Source organism: Reyranella sp., assembly GCF_965249915.1.
GTDB lineage: Bacteria > Pseudomonadota > Alphaproteobacteria > Reyranellales > Reyranellaceae > Reyranella.
Genome location: NZ_OZ252257.1, coordinates 488,424 through 506,821 on the forward strand (window position 1 = coordinate 488,424; position 18,398 = coordinate 506,821).

Here is an 18,398-nt window from a genome sequence, read left to right on the forward strand (position 1 = left end):
ATGCCTCGTTTTCGCTACGTCCCCACATGGCTCGGTCGATTCGCAGCAGGACTTCTCGCGACGACGGCCCTCACGGGCGCCTTTCCTTTGCCATCGGCATGGGCGCAGTCCGATGCGGGTACCGGTGGCGCGGGAGCGGGCTCGGCGCTCCCCGGAGGCGGAGGTGCAGGGGGCTCGTCGAGCGCTATCGAGTCAGGCGGGACCGGTGGGACAGCTCCTTCTTCTTCAGGTGGGGGCGGCGGCGGCGGCGGCGGTGTCACCGGAGGGACCGGCGGGATGGGGACCGACGGGAACGGCCAGTCCGTCACTTATGGCGGCTTGGGGGGGCAGTCGCCCGGGGCGGCAGGCGCGCCCGGCCAGTCGGCCACATTTGTTCCTGACCCCAACTCGGGCGGCGCCGGCGGTGGCGGCGGGGCGCACGGCGCGGTCGTGACCACGACGACTTCCAATAGCGGCACGATCACGGGCGGCGCCGGCGGGGTCGGCGGCAGTGGTGGCATCGGCAACGTGTTTACCGCCAGCGGCGGCGGGGGCGGCGGCGGCTATGGCACAGTCGTCAACGGCTCGATCTCGTACACAAACATCGGAACTGTCGCAGGGGGGCTGGAGGCGATGGCGGGGCCGGCTATGACCAAAACGGTGGTTCCGGCGGAAATGGTGGCAATGGCGGTTACGGCGTCTCTGCGACTGTCGCCGGTGCGACAGTCAACAACGGAGGATCCATTGCCGGTGGCAATGGAGGAAACGGCGGAAGTACCACTTACCAGGGTAGGGGGTCTGGTGGAAACGGTGCGGCTGGCATAGTCGGCAGTAGCATCGTCATCAACAACCTGGGTTCCATCACGGGAGGCACCGGGGGTGCAATCGGAACGGGCGCTTCCGGCGTTTCCATTCCGACACCCGGAAGCGGCGGTGCCGGCATCGTCGGCTCGAACCTCACAATCATCAACTCGGGCACGATCACCGGTGGGGCGGGTGGCAACGGCACGGCGCAAGCCAACGCCATCACCTTTACCGGCGGCACGAACACGCTCTCCCTGGCAGGGGCATGGACGCTCTCCGGCAACATTCAGGTCGACAACGGCAGCGTTGCCTTCAGTCCCCTCGGTGCGCAGACCGTGGGGAATGTGATCACAGGCACCGGTTCCGTCATCCAGTCGGGCCCGGGTTCGTTGAATCTCACCGGGACAAACAGCTACAGCGGCGGCACTAAGATCCACGGCAGTACCTTGACGATTTCATCCGATGCCAATCTCGGGAGTGCGTCTGGCGGACTGACGTTCGAGGGCGGCACCCTGCAGACGACGGCCATCCTGTCGAGTGGCCGTTCGATCACGATGTCCGACAACGGAGGAACGCTTAGCCCCGAGGCGGGGACGACGCTCACGCTGAATGGCGCAATCGATGGGAGCGGCGTACTCACGATGGCCGGCGCCGGCACGCTGCTGCTTACCGGCGCAAACACCCATGGTGGAACGAAAGTTACATCCGGGACGCTGTCGGTATCGTCTGACGGCAACCTTGGTTATGCCGGTAGCGGCCTGACGTTGAACGGCGGCACGCTGCAGACCACTGCCAGTATGGCGAGCGCACGTTCGATCACATTGGGCGGGGGAACGTTTAGCCCCGATGCAGGCACGACGCTGACCCTGAACGGCACGATCGGTGGCGACGGTGGATTGAGGATGGCAGGCCCCGGCACCCTGGTGCTCACAGGCAGCAACACCTATGGCGGCGGCACGAATCTGCAGGGCGGCACCCTATCGATCGCCTCCGACGCCAACCTCGGCAGTACGAGCAACCTTTTGCTGCAGTTGAACGGCGCTACCCTGCAGACGACCGCCAGCATGGCAACCGGACGGTCGATCTTCCTGGGTAGCGCCGGTGGAACATTCAGTCCCGATGCAGGCACGACGCTGACCCTGAACGGCGCAATCGACGGCCCCGGCGCGCTGACGATGGCGGGGGCTGGCACGCTGGAGTTTGCGCAGGGAATCTACTTCAACAACTTCTCGGGAGGTATCGCCCTCAATGCCGGGACGCTCTCCGCCTCGTCCTCCAACCTCGGACTGGGCGGCCTCACATTCAACGGCGGTACGCTCCAGACCACCGCGTCCTTCGGACTCGGGTTTGCTCTGGCGCTGGGCAGCAACGGCGGCACATTCTCTCCGAACTCTGGGACGACGCTAACTGTCACCAGCGCCATCAGCGGGGCCGGCGGCCTGACGATGGAGGGCGCCGGCACGTTGGCATTGACGGCCGCCAACACCTATAGCGGCGGCACGACACTCAATTCCGGCACGCTCTCGATCTCGTCAGACGCCAATCTGGGCGCAGCAGGCGCGGGTCTCACCTTCAACGGCGGGACGCTGCAGACGACGGGGAACTTCGCGACCGACCGGTCGATCGCCCTGAACGCCGCGGGCGGCACGTTCATGCCTGCCTCCGGCACCAAGCTCACCCTCTGGCAACCCGTCACCGGGAGCGGCGGGCTGACGATGGCGGGAGCCGGAACGCTCGAACTGACGGGCGGCAGCACCTTCACCGGCGCAACTACCGTCGCCTCCGGCACGCTGGCGCTCGCCGGCTCGGGCAGCCTGGCGTCCTCGAGCGGCGTCGGCCTCTCGGTCGCCGGGGCCACCTTCGATATCTCCGCCAGCAGCGGCACCCCGACGATCCAGAGCCTGTCGGGCGTCACGGGCACGACCGTCAACCTGGGAGGTCGCAACCTCACGATCGACGGCACCGCGTCGACGACCTTCTCGGGCACGATCGGCGGCGACGGCGGACTGACCAAGCAGGGTGCCGGGACGCTGACTCTGGCGGGCACCAATACTTACGGCGGCAGCACCAGCATCGCCGGCGGCGCCCTGTCGATTTCGTCGGACGCCAGTCTCGGCGGCCCGCTCAGCTATCTGCAGCTGGACGGCGGCACGCTGCAGACGACGGCAAGCCTGTCGAGCGGCAGGTCGGTCGTGCTCGGCAATGGTGGCGGCGCTTTCGCCGCCGATCTGGGAACGACGCTGACCCTCAACGGAACGATCGGCGGTGGCGGTGGGCTTACGACCACGGGCCCTGGCACGGTGGCCCTGTCCGGCACCACGGCCTACACCGGAGCCACCAGCATCAGCGCCGGAACCCTGGCGCTGACGGGCAGCGGCACCATCGGGCACTCGAGCGGCGTGAACCTCGCCGCGGCGGGCGCGGTGTTCGACATCTCGGGCAGCAGCGGCAACCAGACCATCCAGGATCTCACCGGCCTCTCGGGCTCGACGGTGAATCTGGGAGCCAACCGGCTGGTGGTGGGCACGGCTGGCACCTCTACGTTCTCCGGCACGGTCGCTGGATCTGGCGGGTTGACGATGGCGGGTCCCGGCACGCTGACGCTGGCGGGCACCAATACCTACGAGGGCGGCACCACGGTGACCAGCGGTACGCTGGCGATCTCGTCCGAAGCCAATCTCGGAAACCTGAACGGCGCGCTGACGCTGGACGGCGGCACGCTGCAGTCGACGGCGCCGATGACCGACAGGCATCTGGTGACACTGGGTGCCGGCGGGGGAACCTTCAGCCACGGCGCGGGCGGAATCCTGAACATGGCTGGCACGATCAGCGGCACGGGCGGGCTGACGCTCGCCGGCCCCGGAACGATCGCGCTTTCCGGTGCCAACAGCTATGGCGGCGGCACCACGGTCAATGCCGGCGTGCTCATGATTGCTTCCGATGCCAATCTGGGCAACGCGAGCGGCGGCCTCACCCTGAACAACGGGACGTTGCTGACCACGACGAGCTTCTCCAGCGACCGTTCGATCGCGCTGGGCAGCGGTACACCCATCATCAAGGCTGATGCCGGTGCGACTCTGACCTTGAACGGGGCGATTGCAGGCGCGAACTCCAATCTGGGTATCGAGGGAACCGGCACGGTCGCTCTGGGCGGCGCCAACACTTACGGCGGCTGGACGGCCCTTGGGTTCGGTGGCCACTTGGCCCTGGTCGGGAGCGGCAGCATCGCGCAGTCGGCCGGCCTGGAGTTCTTCACGGCCGGCACGAGTTTCGACATCTCCGGCAGCAGCGGCAACCAGACCATCCAGAATCTCGTGGGCATCGGGGGCACGACGATCAACCTGGGCGCCAACTCGCTCACGTTGGGCACGGCCAGCCTGTCGAACTTCGCGGGCACGATCCAAGGCAGCGGAGGCCTGATCAAGCAGGGCACCGGTACTCTCATGTTGACCGGGCAGAACGGCTATGGCGGCGGCACGACGATCAATGCCGGCACGGTGTCGATCTCGTCCGACGGCAATCTCGGCAATGCGAGCGGCGGCGTCACGTTGAACGGCGGCGCGCTGCAGACGACCGCCAACCTGGCGAGCACACGCTCGATCACCCTAGGCAGTGGCGGCGGCACGTTCGCTCCCGATACCGGAACGAAGCTCACACTGAGCGGCCCCATCGGTGGAGCGGGTGGCCTCACGATGGCAGGTTCCGGGACGCTCGCCCTGACGGGCGCGAACACCTATGCCGGCGGGACGGCGGTCACGGCGGGCGCGCTGCTCCTGGAGAATGCGAGCCTTGCGAGCGGGGTGACGGTTGGGACCGGTGCGATCTTCGGCGGCACGGGAACGGTCACCGGCAACGTTACCAACGGCGGGACCCTCGCGCTCAATACCGGCGGTCCGCTGAACGTCAGCGGCACCTACACCAGCAATGCTGGCTCCACCTTTCAGGTGCAGGTCGTGCCGACGAAGAGCGGCCTGCTCGACGTCACCGGCAACGCCGTGCTGAACGGCGGCACGGTGGCGGTGATGGCCGGCAACGGCAACTATACCCGCGGCCCCGCCTATACGATCCTCAAGGCATCCGCGGGGCTCACGGGAGCGTTCGGCGGCGTCACGTCCAACCTGGCCTTCCTGACGCCGTCGCTCAGCTACGATGCCAACAATGTCTATCTGACGCTGCTGCAGAGCAGCAACGCCTTCTCCAAGGGAGCGCAGACCGCCAATCACGGTGCGGTCGCGGCGGCTCTCGACAAGGCCAACAACAACGTCAGCGGCGATTTCGCCACCGTGCTGGACGCCATCGTGCAGCTCGACACGCAGCAGGGACCGGCGGCGTTGAACGCGATCAGCGGTCAGTCCTATGCAAACCTCGGCACCTTCAACACGCAGACGGCCGGCGCTTTCATGTCGGCCGTTGGCTCGCAGTTGAGCGCGCTTCATGGTGGGCAGGGCCGGGGCGGCACTTATGTGGCGCTGGCCGCGCCGTCCGAGCAGGCCTGCGACGTCGCCTGCGACGCACCGCCCGAGCCGGCGCGCTTCGGCGCCTGGCTGAGCGGCGTCGGTGGGCTGGGGTCGGTCCTGGGCAACGCCAATGCCGGGACCATGACCTACAATTTCGGGGGCGCCGCGGTCGGCGTGGACTATCGGGTGCGGCCCGACCTGCTGGTCGGTGTCGCAGCGGGCTATGTCGGCGGCACGCAATGGGTGAGCGGCTTCACGGGACAGGCCTACACCGACGCCGTCAGTGGCAGCCTCTATGCCTCCTACACCCCGGGCAATTTCTATGTCGACGGCCTTGCAGGCTATGCCTACGCGTCCAACCGCATGACGCGGGTGATCGCGATCCCGGGACTGGCCGCGCGCACCGCCCAGGGAACGACCGCGGCGAACCAGCTGATGGGCCTGCTGGAGAGCGGCTGGCGCTTCGACGTACCGCTGGCGCTGCCGGCCTCGGTCACGCCGTTCGCGCGTCTGCAGGGATCGACCACGACGCAGAACGGCTTCACAGAGAGCGGCGCGAACTCGCTTAACCTCGTGGTTCAGCAGCAGACGGTGAACTCGCTGCGCAGCACGCTCGGCGTCGACCTCTCGGCCACGCTTTCCAAGACGACGATCGGGGTACGCCTCGGCTGGCAACACGAATATGCCGACACCAGCCGCCCGATGACGGCGTCCTTCTCGGGCGCGCCCGGCACGCCTTTCACCGTGTTTGGGGCGACGCCCCAACGGGACTCCGCGGTGCTGGGCCTCGGCGCCACCTATCAGGTTGCCGATGCGACCGAGGTCAGCCTGCGTTACGACGGCGAGCTGGGCGGCGGCACCAACAACAACGCCCTCACCCTCGGCCTCAGAATGAGGTGGTGAGGGACTGAAGACCGCCGCGCTGGCTCAGATCGGGCGTGTCGCCTCGGCGAGCCAGGCACGCGTCGCTTCATCGACGGTGGGACCGACGGTGTCGCGCACCCTGCGGTGATAGTCGTTGAGCCACTGCCGCTCGGCCTCGGTCAGGAGTCCGGGCTCGACGCAGGCGAGATCGATGGGCGCCAGGGTCAGCGTCTCGAACTCGAGATAGCGCCGGTCGGCCCCCTCGATCTCGGCCTCCTTCACGGCGACCAGATTCTCGATGCGGATGCCGTAGGCACCGGTCTTGTAGTAGCCGGGTTCGTTGCTGACGATCATGCCGGGCTGCAGGGCGACCGAATTCGGCATCTTGGAGATGCGGTGCGGTCCCTCGTGAACCGAGAGATAGGCGCCGACGCCATGGCCGGTGCCGTGATCGTAATCGAGGCCGACCTGCCACAGCGCGGAGCGGGCCAGCACGTCGAGCTGCGAGCCGGTCGTGCCCACCGGGAAGCGGGCGCTGGCCAGCGCAATGTGGCCCTTGAGGACGCGCGTGAAGCGATCCTTCATCTCTGGCGACGGCGTGCCCACCGCGACGGTGCGCGTGATGTCGGTGGTGCCGTCGCGATACTGACCGCCCGAGTCCACGAGGTAGAGGCTGCCGGGCTCGAGCCTGCGCTCGGTCGCTTCGGACGCCCGGTAATGCACGATGGCGCCGTTGGCACCGGCGCCCGAGATCGTGTCGAAGCTGAGGTCGCGCAGCTTGCCGGTTTCTTCGCGCAGCGCCTGCAGCCGGTCGGACACCTCGATCTCGCGCAAGGCGCCGGAGCCGGACTCGCGGTCGAGCCAACCCAGGAAGCGGCTGACGGCGGCGCCGTCTCGCCGATGGGCGGTGCGGATGCCTTCGAGCTCGACGGCGTTCTTGCAGGCCTTGGGGAGGGAGATGGGATCGGCGTCGCGGACCAGGGTCGCGCCCGCGGCCTGGAGTCGTGTCGCGGCCCAATAGGGCGCCGTCGAGGTCTCGACCAGCACGCGCTTGCCCAACTTGCCCAGCATGTCGAGCGCGCCGCCCAGTTCAGCCGGCGGCGCCAGGGTCACGGCGTTGCCCAGCCAGGCAACGGTGCGATCGGGGATCTTGCGGCGATCCATGTAGAGATCGACATGGCCGTCGGCGTGGATCAGCGCAAAGCCCAGCGCGAAGGGCGTGCGCGGAACGTCGCCGCCGCGCACGTTGAGCAGCCAGGCAATTGAATCGGGCGCGGTGATCAGCGCGACGTCGGCGTTCCGGCCGGCGAGGATCGAGGCGATGCGGGCGCGCTTGCTCTCGCTGGTCTCGCCGGCAAACTCGACGGGGTGCGGCAGAACGGGCGCGAGCGGCGCCGGCGGACGTTCCCGCCACACCGAATCGACAGGATTGGCCTCCACCGGCACGAAACTGCCGCCGGCGCGCTGGCACGCGCGGGCGAAACGATCGTGGCCATCGACCGTCTGCAGCCAGGGATCGAAGCCCAGCTTGCCGCCCTTGGGCAGGTTCTCGGCGATCCACTGCTCCGCCGACTGCTCTGGAATCTGGTGCGGGACGAAGGCCTCGACGTCGACCTGGTCGCGGACGGCCAGCGTGTAGCGCCCATCGATGAAGATCGCCGCGCGGTCGGCCAGCACGATGGCAAGGCCCGCCGAGCCGCTGAAGCCGGTGAGCCAGCCCAGCCGCTGAGAGCGGCGCGGGACATACTCGCCCTGATGCTCGTCCGCACGGGGCACGACGAAACCGTCCAGGCCCCGCCGCTTCAGTTCGGCGCGGAGATCGCCCAGGCGGGAGGCCGGGGCCGGGCTCGCCTGCAGCCCGTCGTCGGCGGCCGCGAGCTCTGCCCGCCAGGCAGACAGTACTGTGGTCAATTCGGCATCAGCCGCCGGATCGACCAGTTCGACCCATTCCGGCCCGGACAGGCTTTCGGGCGCGGCAGCCACCCCGCGCATCAGGTCGTCGAGCGCGGCGCGGTCGGCTCCGCGTCCATGGCGGCGGAGGAGGGCGATAACGTCGTCGGGAGCGGTCGTCATGATGAGCGGGACCCTACGCGGGGCAGTGGGTTCGATCAAACCGGGTAATAATCTTTCGTTCGCACCTGCGAAATGTTCAAATATCGTCGCTATGCGTCGGACGCATATCGACCCTTCAGAGTCCGCACTTATTGTGGGAACTCAAGGCTCTATATTTGCTGGGTGCGGTGCAGCATCGACTATCGCGCCGCACAATAGAAGGAGAGACTCATGATGACCCAGCCGATTCGGACCTTTAAGGATCTGACCAGCGAAACTGCGCCGGCGGGGGGAAACGCGACTTCCAAGATCAGCTTCACCATCGATGATCGCCGCCTGCTCGAGCTGCGCGCCCGCTACGCGCGTGCCGAATGGCTGGCGAACGCCCTGGGTGACGCGATCCTGTGGCTCGGCCGCCGATATGAGCGCGCCGTCGGCGGGATCAAGGCCGACCTCAAGCTGCGCGCCGCCGAGGCCCAGCTCCACCGCATGAGCGACCGCGAACTGTCCGACCTCGGCCTGTGCCGGGGCGACATCACCTTCGCGATCCGTGAGGCCGCCGAGGGCGTGGCTCCGCGGTTCGACGATGTCGGCGGGCAGGTCACCGCGGCAAACCAGAATCTGCGCCGCGCGGCGTAGCCGACTGTTGAGTAGCGTAGCGTAAGCGTAAGGGGGCCGGCGAAAGCCGGCCCTTTCGCGTTCTGGGGCGTCAGGTCCGGCGCAGAACCAGGCTGCGCCACCAGGCGCCGCCCGTTTCCAGATCGATGCGGCGCTCGAAGGTGAAGCCGCAGCGCCCATAGCCGGCGAGGATGTCGGCCGCCTGTTCGACCAGCAGGCCGCTCAGCAGGACGCGCCCGCCGGAACGGACCGACGCGCCGAATACCTCCGCGAGATCCAGCAAGGGCGCGGCCAGGATGTTCGCCACGACCAGATCGTAGGGCGCGCGACTGGCCAGTTCGTCGGCTTGCAGGCCCGCGGAGACGAAGAAGGAGCAAAGCTCCGGTACGCCGTTCAGCCCCGCATTCTCGCGCGCGACCTCCACCGCCTCGGCATCGTTGTCGCCACCGATCACCGGCCGCTGCCACAGCTTGGCCATGGCGATGGCGAGGATGCCGCTGCCACATCCGACATCGACGGCATTGACCGTCTCTGCCGGATCGAGGGTCGCCAGCATTTCGAGGCAGCCACGGGTGGTGGCGTGCGTGCCGGTGCCGAAGGCCAGGCCGGCGTCGATGCGCAGGGGCAACAGGCCGGCAGGCCGGCCGTCGGTAACATGCGAAGGATGCACCCAGAAGGGCCCGACGGCGAAGGGGCGGAAGGAGCGCTGGTTCTCGGCCACCCAGTCGATGTCGGGCAGCGCCTCCCAGCGCCAGTCCGGACGCTCGAGCCCAAGGGCGTGGGCCGCGGCGTCGATGGCCGCCTCGACCAGCGCTTCGTCCCCTTCGCCGAAAATGTCGATGCGCCAGGGACCGTCGCGCGAAACCTCGCAGCTCGCGACGATGAAGCCTTCCTCGCCCAGCCGCTCTTCCAGAAGGATTTCCCAGTCGGCGCGCTGGGCGGCGGGCGCGACGAAGCCGGCCTTGCGTACTTTGCTCATGCTCATGCCGGAAGGAAGAGCATGCGCCGGGGCGGCAAGTCCACGCCGACATTGTCGCCGACGTCTCGCAGCTCGCTGCCGGACTGGAACGGCGTCTCGATCAGCACTTCGCTGTCGCCGATGCGCACGGCGTAGCGGACGGTCGCGCCCAGGAACTCGCGGTGCGTGACCGGCCCGCGCAGGGCCGCACCTTCGGGCGAGGTCAGGGCGGCGTGCTGCGGCCGGAAAACCAGGCGCTTGCCGGCGGGAATCGGCACGCCGGCGCGCTCGTCAAGAATGTTGGCCGAGCCCAGGAAGTTCGCCACGAACAGGTTCGCCGGATTTTCGTACAGCTCCATCGGCGTGCCGACCTGCTGGACCTTGCCGGCGTCCATCACGGCGATGCGATCGCAGATCGTGTTGGCCTCCTCCTGGTCGTGGGTCACGAAGATCGTGGTGAGGCCGAGCCGCTGCTGCAGCGAGCGCAGTTCGCGTCGCACGCTGACCCGCATCTTGGCGTCGAGATTCGACAGCGGTTCGTCGAGCAGCAGCACCTTGGGCTCGATGGCGATGGTACGCGCCACGGCGACGCGCTGCTGCTGGCCGCCCGAGAGCTGGGCAGGCCGGCGCTCGGCATAGGCGGAGAGCCCCACCAGTTCGAGCGCCTGCACGACCCGCCGGTTGATCTCGGCACGCGGCAGCCGGCGTTCCTCCAGCCCGAAGGCGACGTTCTTCGCCACCGTCATGTGCGGCCACAGCGCATAGCTCTGGAACACCATGCCGACATCGCGCTTCCACGGCGGCAGCGGCGCCACATCCTGGCCGTCGAGCAGCACCTTGCCGGTCTGGGCCTGGGCGAAGCCCGCGATCAGCCGAAGCAGGGTTGTCTTGCCGCAGCCCGAAGGGCCCAGGAAGGCGAAGAATTCGCCGGGCCGGATCGACAGGGCGACATCCTTCAGCACATGGGTAGAACCGTAGGAGAGGTTGACGCCCGTGATCTCGATGCCCACAGCCCGAGCCGGCTTCGACATGGTCATGTCCGTCATATATCCATGCCCCGTGCCCGTTGCGAGCGATCGACCGCAAGCTGCGACAGCCACATGCAGATCGCCACGATGAGCACGGCGATCACGCCCAGCGCCGCGCCGGCGCCGCGTCCCGCCGGGGTCTGCATCAGCACGTAGAGCCCGTAGGCGAGCGGCGCGTCCGAGTTCGACTGCACCAGGATCAGCACGGCCGACAGCTCGACCGCGGCCGTGGCGAAGCTGGTGACGAAGCCGGCGAGCAGACCGCCGGTCATCAGCGGAATCACGACCCGCCGCACCGTGCGGGCCTTGGTGGCGCCGAGGTTCTCTGCCGCTTCCTCCAGCGACACCGAAATCTGCTGCAGGGCGGCATAGGCCGCGCGCAGTGCGTAGGGCAGGCGGCGGATGGCGATGGCCAGGACGATCACGATCCAGAGCGTCGCGAGCGGCGTGCCATCGGGCAGGCTGACGCCGTAGAAGGCGCGCAGATAGCCGATGCCCAGGACCACGCCGGGAACGGCGAGTGCGGTGCTGGCGGCCCAGTCGAGCCACTGCCGTCCGCGCAGGCGCGTGCGTAGTACCAGATAGGCAATGGCGCCGCCGATCACGACGTCGATGGTGGCGGCGAGACCGGCATAGAGCAGCGTGTTCTTGATGTAGACCGAGCTGTCGCCCAGCACGCGCGTATAGTGGGCGAGCGTGTAGCCGTCGGGCAGGGGGCTGAACGACCAGACCGTGGCGAAGGACAGCAGCACCAGCCCGACATGCGGCGCCAGCACCAGTGCCAGGATGAAGAACACGACGGCATAGGCTAGCGCCTGCTCGCGCGGCTTCAGGGTGCGCCGGGCGAGGCCACCGCCGCCGCGCTGGGTCGTGGCGTAGTCCTTGCCCTTCATGACGAGCGCGGTCGCCCACATGGTCGCGACGGCAACGAGGATGAGCACGACCGAGATCACGTAACCCATCGGATCGTCGATGCCGATCGAGGTGATGCGCAGATAGGCCTGCGGCGCCAGCATCTCCTTGACGTTGAGCAGCAGCGGCGTCGCCACATCGTCGAACACCTTCACGAACACGAGGCTGGCGCCGGCGATGTAGCCGGGCAGCGCCAGCGGCAGCGCGATGCGGCGGAACAGGCGCAGACCGTGCGAGCCCAGGTTCTGCGCCGCCTCCTCCATGCTGCGGTCGATGTTGCGCAGCGCCGCCGAGAGGTTGACCAGGATGAACGGGAAGTAGTGTATCGCCTGCAGGAAGATGACGCCGTTCAGCCCTTCCATGAAGCCGATCTTGAAGTCGAACCATTCGTCGAGCAGCAGGTTCACCGAGCCGTTGCGGCCGAACAGGAGCTGCATCGCCACCGCCCCGACGAAGGGCGGCATGATCAGCGGCAGGAAGCCCAGCGTCTGCACCAGCATAGCGCCGCGGAACTCGAAGCGCGTCGTCAGGTAGGCGAGCGGCAGCGCGAGCGCCGAGGCCCAGACGACGGTCATTCCCGACACGTAGACCGAATTCCAGAACGACCGCACGAACAGGTCGGTGCGGCCGAAGTCGAGGAAGTTCACGAGCGTCAACCCGCCGCCGCCTTTGTCGGTGAAGGCGACATAGACCACGGTCGCCACCGGCACGATCAGGAAGATGCCGAGGAACAGCGCGATCGCGAGGGCGAGGGCAATCTGACCGGGCGACCGAATCGAAGTCATTCGCTTCGCCCATCAACCAAAGAAAGGTCCTTCGCTGCGCTCAGGATGACAGTTTTTCTGTGCCTGGCGCACTGCGTTGATTCAAGAAACCCTGTCATCCTGAGCGCAGCGAAGGACCCTTGATTCATGTCCGACGCACTAGCGGGCCAGCTTCAACGCCTCGTCGGCCTTGGCTTTGGCCGCGGCATACTTCTCCTTGGCGAAGGCTGCCCACTGCTGTTCCAGCTCGGCCTGGCGCGAAGACTTCTCCTTGGCGCCGGTGAAGGCGGCCTTGATCTCGGGCGAGGCGGCCTGGGCCTCGGTGATCGGCATGGCCGCAATCAGGTCGCGCGCTTCCTTGGCCAGCGCGCGGGCCTGGGCATTGTCCTTCTTCTTCAGCGCCGCATCGACCTCGTGCAGCACCTTGGTCACGGCCTTCAGCGGCTCGAGCTGGAAGGTGATGAGCTGGTCGAACAGCGTGTCGACGGCGGCGGTGCGGCCTTCCGACAGTTCGGCATTGAAGGTCAGCAGGCCCTGGAGGTTCTTGTCCTTGAAGGGATTGGGATAGTCGGCCGGTGCCTTGGCGTAGGTCTCGGGACGCACCGGCAGGCGGCGGATCGTCGGCTCCAGCAGCACTTCCTGGCCCACGGGCGAGAGCAGGAACTCGATGAAGGCCTCGGCGCCCGCCTTGTTGGGCGCGTTGGCGACGACGGCGACGTTGGCCGGCACCAGGGTCGTCACCGACGGGTAGACGAACTTCACCGGGAAGCCCGCACCCTGCGAGGAGAAGGCGAAGAAGTCGATCACTATGCCGTAGCCGACCTGGCCGGAGTTCACCGCCTCCGGCACGCCGAACGAGCGGTCGGTCACCGTGCGCAGGTTGCCGGCGATGTCCTTGGTGGTCCGCCAGCCTTTGTCCCAGCCCTCGCCCTGCAGGATCGTCTCGATCGTGAGATGCGTGGTGCCCGAGCGCGACGGCGCGGAGATCGACACATGATCGAAATAGGGTGCCTGCGCGAGGTCCTGCCATTCCTTCGGCGTCGGCAGCTTGTTGGCCTTCACGTAGCGCTCGTTCCACATCATGCCGTAGCCCGAGGCCGCGAAGCCGGAATAGAAGCCGTCCTTGTCGTTCACCGGATAGGAGCCGACTTTCTCGGCGATGCCGGTGGCCTTGGGCTTGTAGGGGCTGAGCAGCTTCTTGCCCTTCAGCACCTCGAAGGCGTCGGGCGCCGAGGCCCAGAAGAGATCGACCTGGTTGTTGCCCTTGGTCTCCTCGATGAACTTCACGCCCGCATTGGTGTTGCGGTTCTGCACTTCCAGCGTGGCACCCGGCACGGCCTTTTCGAACGCTTTCTTGATCGGGTCGGTGACGTCCTTCGAGAAGGAGGTCACCACCGTCACCTTGCCGGTCTGCGCGAAGCCCGCGCCGGAGGCGAGCACGACACCCAGGGCGGAGCCGAGGGCAAGGGCGGAGCGGCGGAACATGGGGTTTCTCTCCTGTCGTTTCTGATCAGGCTGCTTCGATGAAACTGTCGAGCACCTTCTTGGAGCCGGCCTTCTCGAATTCGATGTCGAGCTTGTTGCCGTCAACGGCCACGATGAGACCGTAACCGAATTTCTGGTGGAAGACGCGCTGGCCGATGCTGAGATCGACCCTGTCGCCTTCGGTCGCGCGGCGGTCGTCGGCCGTTTCGTCGCGATAGCGGCCGCGTCGGCCGGTGACCCCCAGGCTTTCATATTCGAAGCCGCTGGCCTGGTCGCGCAGGCCGCCATGATGGCCCGCCGAGTAGGTCGCGTAGAGGCCGGCGTCGCTGCTCTCGGCGAGCTGGCCCGGCGGCAGTTCGCGCAGGAAGCGCGACGGGATGGCCGCCTGCCACTGGTTGAAGACACGCCGGTTGGCGGCGAACGAGACATAAGCCCGCTTGCGCGCCCGCGTCAGCCCGACATAGGCCAACCGCCGCTCTTCCTCGAGACCGGACTGGCCCTTGTCGTCGAGCGCGCGCTGGTTGGGGAACAGGCCTTCCTCCCAGCCCGGCAGGAAGACCGTGTCGAACTCGAGCCCCTTGGCGGCATGCAGGGTCATCACGCTCACCATGTCGGTATCGTCGCGCGATGCCATGTCGGTGAGCAGGGCCACGTGCTCCATGAACGCCGGCAGCGAATCGAACTCCTGCAGGGCGTTGACCAGCTCCTTCAGGTTCTCAAGCCGGCCTTCCGCCTCGGGCGAGCGGTCGAGCCGCAGCATGTCGGTGTAGCCGGACTCGTCGAGCATGGTTTCGACCACCTCGACATGGCTCATGCCGTCGAGCATGGCGCGCCAGCGTTCGAAGTTGCGGATCAGGTCGCCCAGCGACTTGCGCGGGCGGGCCTTCAGCTCGTCGGTCTCGAGCGCCCGCCGCGTTGCCTCGAACAGCGAGATCTTCTGCGTGCGCTGGATCAGCCTCAGCGTGCGCAGGGCCGATTCGCCCAGGCCGCGGCGCGGCGTGTTGTAGATGCGCTCGAAGGCCAGGTCGTCGTCGTGCTGGACGGTGACGCGGCAATAGGCCAGCGCGTCGCGGATTTCCTGGCGTTCGTAGAAGCGCGGCCCGCCGATCACGCGATAGGGCAGGCCCATCGTGATGAACCGTTCTTCGAACTCTCGGGTCTGGAAGCCGGCGCGCACCAGGATCGCGATCTGCGCGAGCTTGTGCTTGTCGCGCTGCAGCGCCTCGATCTCCTCGCCGATGGTGCGCGCTTCCTCGTCGCCGTCCCAGACACCGCGCAGCGAGATGCGCTCGCCTTCCTTGGTGTCGGTCCACAGTGTCTTTCCGAGGCGTCCCTCGTTATGGGAGATCAGGTGCGAAGCGGCGGCCAGGATGTGCGGCGTCGAACGGTAGTTGCGCTCCAGCCGGACGATGGTGGCGCCGGGGAAATCCTTCTCGAAGCGCAGGATGTTGCCCACCTCGGCGCCGCGCCAGCCATAGATCGACTGGTCGTCGTCGCCGACGCAGCAGACGTTTTGCGTGCCCTGCGCCAGCAGGCGCAGCCAGAGATACTGGGCGACGTTGGTGTCCTGGTATTCGTCGACCAGGATGTGCCGGAAGCGGCCGTGGTAGATCGCCAGGATGTCGGGATGCTTCTGCCAGAGGGTCACGCAGTGCATCACCAGGTCGCCGAAATCGACGGCGTTCACCTCGGCGAGGCGCTCCTGGTACTGGCGGTAGATGTCGGCGGCGCGGCCGTTGGCGAAGTCGCCGGCCTCGGCGCCCGATACCTTGTCCGGCGTCAGCGCCCGATCCTTCCAGCGCTGGATGATCCCGGAGAGGATCCGCGCCGGCCACTTCTTGTCGTCGATCCCCTCGGCCTGCAGCAGCTGCTTGATCAGACGCGTCTGGTCGTCGGTATCGAGGATGGTGAAATTGCTCTTCAGCCCGATCAGCTCGGCGTGCCGGCGGAGCACTCGTACGCCGATCGCGTGGAAGGTGCCCAGCCACATCCCGTCCGCCGCGCCGCCGATCAGCTTCGCCACGCGGTCCAGCATTTCGCGGGCCGCCTTGTTGGTGAAGGTGACCGCCAGGATCTGCGAGGTTCTGGTCTGGCCGGTGAGCAGCAGATGGGCGATGCGGGTGGTGAGCACGCGGGTCTTGCCGGTGCCGGCGCCGGCCAGGACCAGCAAAGGGCCGCCGGTATGGGTGACGGCCTGTCGCTGCTCGTCGTTCAGCCCCTCGAGATGGGCCGTGGGCGCGAGGGCACGCCGCGCGGGCACGGGATCGGCCGGAGCGGGGTCATCGGTGATTTCGAACGGATCGGCGGGGGGCGCCATGTACCGTCATATAGCAATCGCGACGGCGGACGCCTATCTTTGAGACTGTGGACGCGCATGGTGCGCGGCGGAGGTGTGCGGATGGCCCGAGGGTTGAACGGTTCCGCAAACGGGTCGGGCCATTGGCCGCCGCCCGGCGACGAGGGCGTGGTCGCCCGCACCCCCGGCGGCGGCTCCACCCTGCCGCCTCCGGTCGCAGCGGCATTGCCCGCCGTGGTCGGCGTCAAAACCACCATTCCGGAGCGCCGCCGCTCGGCCCAGACTTTGGGCACGGAGCGTGAAGGTCACGGCATCCTGGTCGACGAGGAGGGTCTCGTCCTCACCATCGGCTATCTCATCATGGAAGCCGACACGGTGACGATCACCGATATCGAGGGCAACGAGTTTCCCGCCCACATCGTCGGCTACGACTACGAGAGCGGCTTTGGACTGGTTCGCACCGAGACGCCGCTTCCGCTGAAGCCGATGCGCTTCGGCGATTCCGATTCGCTCATCCTGCGCGGCGAGGCCTATGTCGCGGGGCTGGGCGGCGAGAAGGCGGCCCTCAAGGTCAAGGTCGCCGGCCGGCGCGAATTCGCCGGCTACTGGGAGTATCTGCTCGACAGCGCCATCTTCACGGTACCGGCCTATCCGCTGTGGGGCGGCTCGGCCCTGATCGGCCAGAGCGGCGAACTCCTCGGAGTCGGCTCGCTGCTGGTGCAGGAAGCGCTGGGCCCGGGCTCGCCGGCCTTCCCCGGCAACATGTACGTCCCGATCAACCGGCTGAAGCCGATCTTCGACGAGCTGGTCGCCACCGGCCGCCTGTCGACGCCGCCGCGCCCCTGGCTCGGCATCTACACGGTCGAGCATATGGGCCAGCTGGTGGTCGGCGGCATTTCCGACGGCGGTCCCGCCGACCGCGCCGGCCTGCAGCGCGGCGACATCCTGCACGCGCTGAACGGCGAGGTCCTCGATGACGTCGGCGACTTCTATCGCAAGCTCTGGGCGATCGGGCCGGCCGGCTCGGTCGTGAACCTCCGGCTGGAGCGCGACGGCGACGCGTTCGACGTCAGCGTCCGCACCGGCGATCGCTCGACCTACCACAAATACGGCAGCGACTGACCCGCCTGTGAATAGCCACGCTTTGACTCAAGCGCCGCGCGCTGCATAGGTTCCGGTCAAGCGACAACGGGGGAGATATCGATGGCCAAGGCGTTCGCCTCACAGGCGGATATGACGGACAAGAAGATCACCTTCAGCCGTCTCTCCGAACACGCCTATGCCTTCACCGCGGAGGGCGACCCCAATACCGGCATCGTGATCGGCGACGATGCGGTGATGGTGATCGATGCGCAGGCGACGCCGAAGATGGCGGAGCAGGTGATCGAGCGAATCCGCACCGTCACCGACAAGCCGATCAAGTACGTGGTGCTGTCGCACTATCATGCCGTGCGCGTGCTGGGCGCCAGCGGCTACAGCCCTGAGCACATCATCTGCAGCGAGGCGACGCGCGACATGATCGTCGAGCGCGGCGCGCAGGACTACAAGTCGGAGCTGCAGCGCTTCCCGCGCCTGTTCCAGGCGGCGGAGACCATTCCCGGCCTGACTTGGCCCACCATCACCTTCGCGGACCGCATGACCCTGTGGCTGGGCAAGCTGCAGGTCGACATCATCCATGCCGGCCGCGGCCATACCAAGGGCGACACGATCGTCTGGCTGCCCGAGGAGCGCACCCTGTTCAGCGGCGACCTCGTCGAGTATGGCGCCACGCCGTACTGCGGCGATGCGCACTACAAGGACTGGCCGGCGACGCTGCAGAAGCTTCGCGACCTCAAGGCCGAGGCGCTGGTCCCGGGCCGCGGCGACGCGCTGATCGGCGAGGGCGCGGTCGAGGAGGGCATCGCCGGGACCCAGGCGTTCCTCAGCGACCTCTACAAGGTCGTTGAGAAGAGCGCCGAGGCCGGCGACTCGCTGAAGGTCGCCTACGACAAGGCCATGACCGCGCTGCAGCCGCGCTACGGCAACTGGGTCATCTTCGAGCACTGCATGCCGTTCGACGTCAGCCGCGCCTACGACGAGGCCAAGGGCCTCGACCATCCGCGCATCTGGACCGCCGAACGCGACATCGAGATGTGGGCGGCGCTCGAAAAGGCCGAGTGACGCTGCTTTCCGTGGCGTGCT

Annotated in this window: 11 protein-coding genes and 1 pseudogene; 6 read left to right on the forward strand and 6 right to left on the reverse strand. The window is 67.5% G+C overall.

Features of this window, described 5'->3' with window-relative positions:
• Positions 1-429: 429 nt before the first annotated feature.
• The 3 genes and pseudogenes from ACP15H_RS02375 (at position 430) to ACP15H_RS02385 (ending at position 6,143) form a co-directional block, all read left to right on the forward strand.
• A complete protein-coding gene (locus ACP15H_RS02375; protein ID WP_425064623.1) occupies positions 430-804 on the forward strand; it encodes a hypothetical protein in 375 nt (124 codons plus the stop codon).
• Positions 805-1,127: 323 nt separating this feature from the next.
• A pseudogene (locus ACP15H_RS02380) lies at positions 1,128-1,223 on the forward strand (autotransporter-associated beta strand repeat-containing protein); the annotation flags it as partial.
• Positions 1,224-1,229: 6 nt separating this feature from the next.
• Entirely contained in the window at positions 1,230-6,143 is a 4,914-nt protein-coding gene (locus ACP15H_RS02385; protein WP_425069853.1) for an autotransporter domain-containing protein, read from the forward strand.
• Positions 6,144-6,167: 24 nt separating this feature from the next.
• Here the strand turns inward: ACP15H_RS02385 and ACP15H_RS02390 are convergent, their stop codons facing one another.
• A complete protein-coding gene (locus tag ACP15H_RS02390) occupies positions 6,168-8,177 on the reverse strand; it encodes an aminopeptidase P family protein (RefSeq protein WP_425064624.1) in 2,010 nt (669 codons plus the stop codon).
• Between the two features lie 210 nt (positions 8,178-8,387).
• Between ACP15H_RS02390 and ACP15H_RS02395 the strand changes: the two genes are divergently transcribed.
• Positions 8,388-8,795 (forward strand): DUF1127 domain-containing protein, encoded by a 408-nt coding sequence (locus tag ACP15H_RS02395; protein ID WP_425064625.1) that lies wholly within the window; start codon positions 8,388-8,390, stop codon positions 8,793-8,795.
• 70 nt (positions 8,796-8,865) lie between these two features.
• Here the strand turns inward: ACP15H_RS02395 and ACP15H_RS02400 are convergent, their stop codons facing one another.
• From ACP15H_RS02400 to ACP15H_RS02420, 5 genes are all read right to left on the reverse strand, one after another.
• Positions 8,866-9,753, reverse strand: a complete 888-nt coding sequence (locus ACP15H_RS02400; protein WP_425064626.1) for a 50S ribosomal protein L11 methyltransferase — start codon at positions 9,751-9,753, stop codon at positions 8,866-8,868.
• 2 nt (positions 9,754-9,755) lie between these two features.
• Entirely contained in the window at positions 9,756-10,778 is a 1,023-nt protein-coding gene (locus ACP15H_RS02405) for an ABC transporter ATP-binding protein (protein WP_425064627.1), read from the reverse strand.
• On the reverse strand, positions 10,775-12,457 hold the full coding sequence (locus tag ACP15H_RS02410; protein WP_425064628.1) for an ABC transporter permease: 1,683 nt from the start codon (positions 12,455-12,457) through the stop codon (positions 10,775-10,777). The genes ACP15H_RS02405 and ACP15H_RS02410 overlap by 4 nt, the downstream gene beginning before the upstream one ends.
• A 138-nt stretch (positions 12,458-12,595) precedes the next feature.
• Complete coding sequence (locus ACP15H_RS02415; protein ID WP_425064629.1) at positions 12,596-13,921, reverse strand: ABC transporter substrate-binding protein; 1,326 nt, start codon at positions 13,919-13,921, stop codon at positions 12,596-12,598.
• 25 nt (positions 13,922-13,946) lie between these two features.
• Positions 13,947-16,238, reverse strand: coding sequence for an ATP-dependent helicase (locus ACP15H_RS02420; protein WP_425064630.1), 2,292 nt, complete (start codon positions 16,236-16,238; stop codon positions 13,947-13,949).
• Positions 16,239-16,319: 81 nt separating this feature from the next.
• Here ACP15H_RS02420 and ACP15H_RS02425 point away from each other — a divergent pair, with 81 nt between their 5' ends.
• Positions 16,320-17,339: a S1C family serine protease gene (locus ACP15H_RS02425; protein WP_425064631.1), complete on the forward strand. Its 1,020-nt coding sequence runs from the start codon at positions 16,320-16,322 to the stop codon at positions 17,337-17,339.
• 81 nt (positions 17,340-17,420) lie between these two features.
• The gene (locus ACP15H_RS02430; RefSeq protein ID WP_425064632.1) at positions 17,421-18,377 is read left to right on the forward strand and encodes an MBL fold metallo-hydrolase; all 957 of its coding nucleotides are present in this window, start codon (positions 17,421-17,423) and stop codon (positions 18,375-18,377) included.
• Positions 18,378-18,398: the final 21 nt, after the last annotated feature.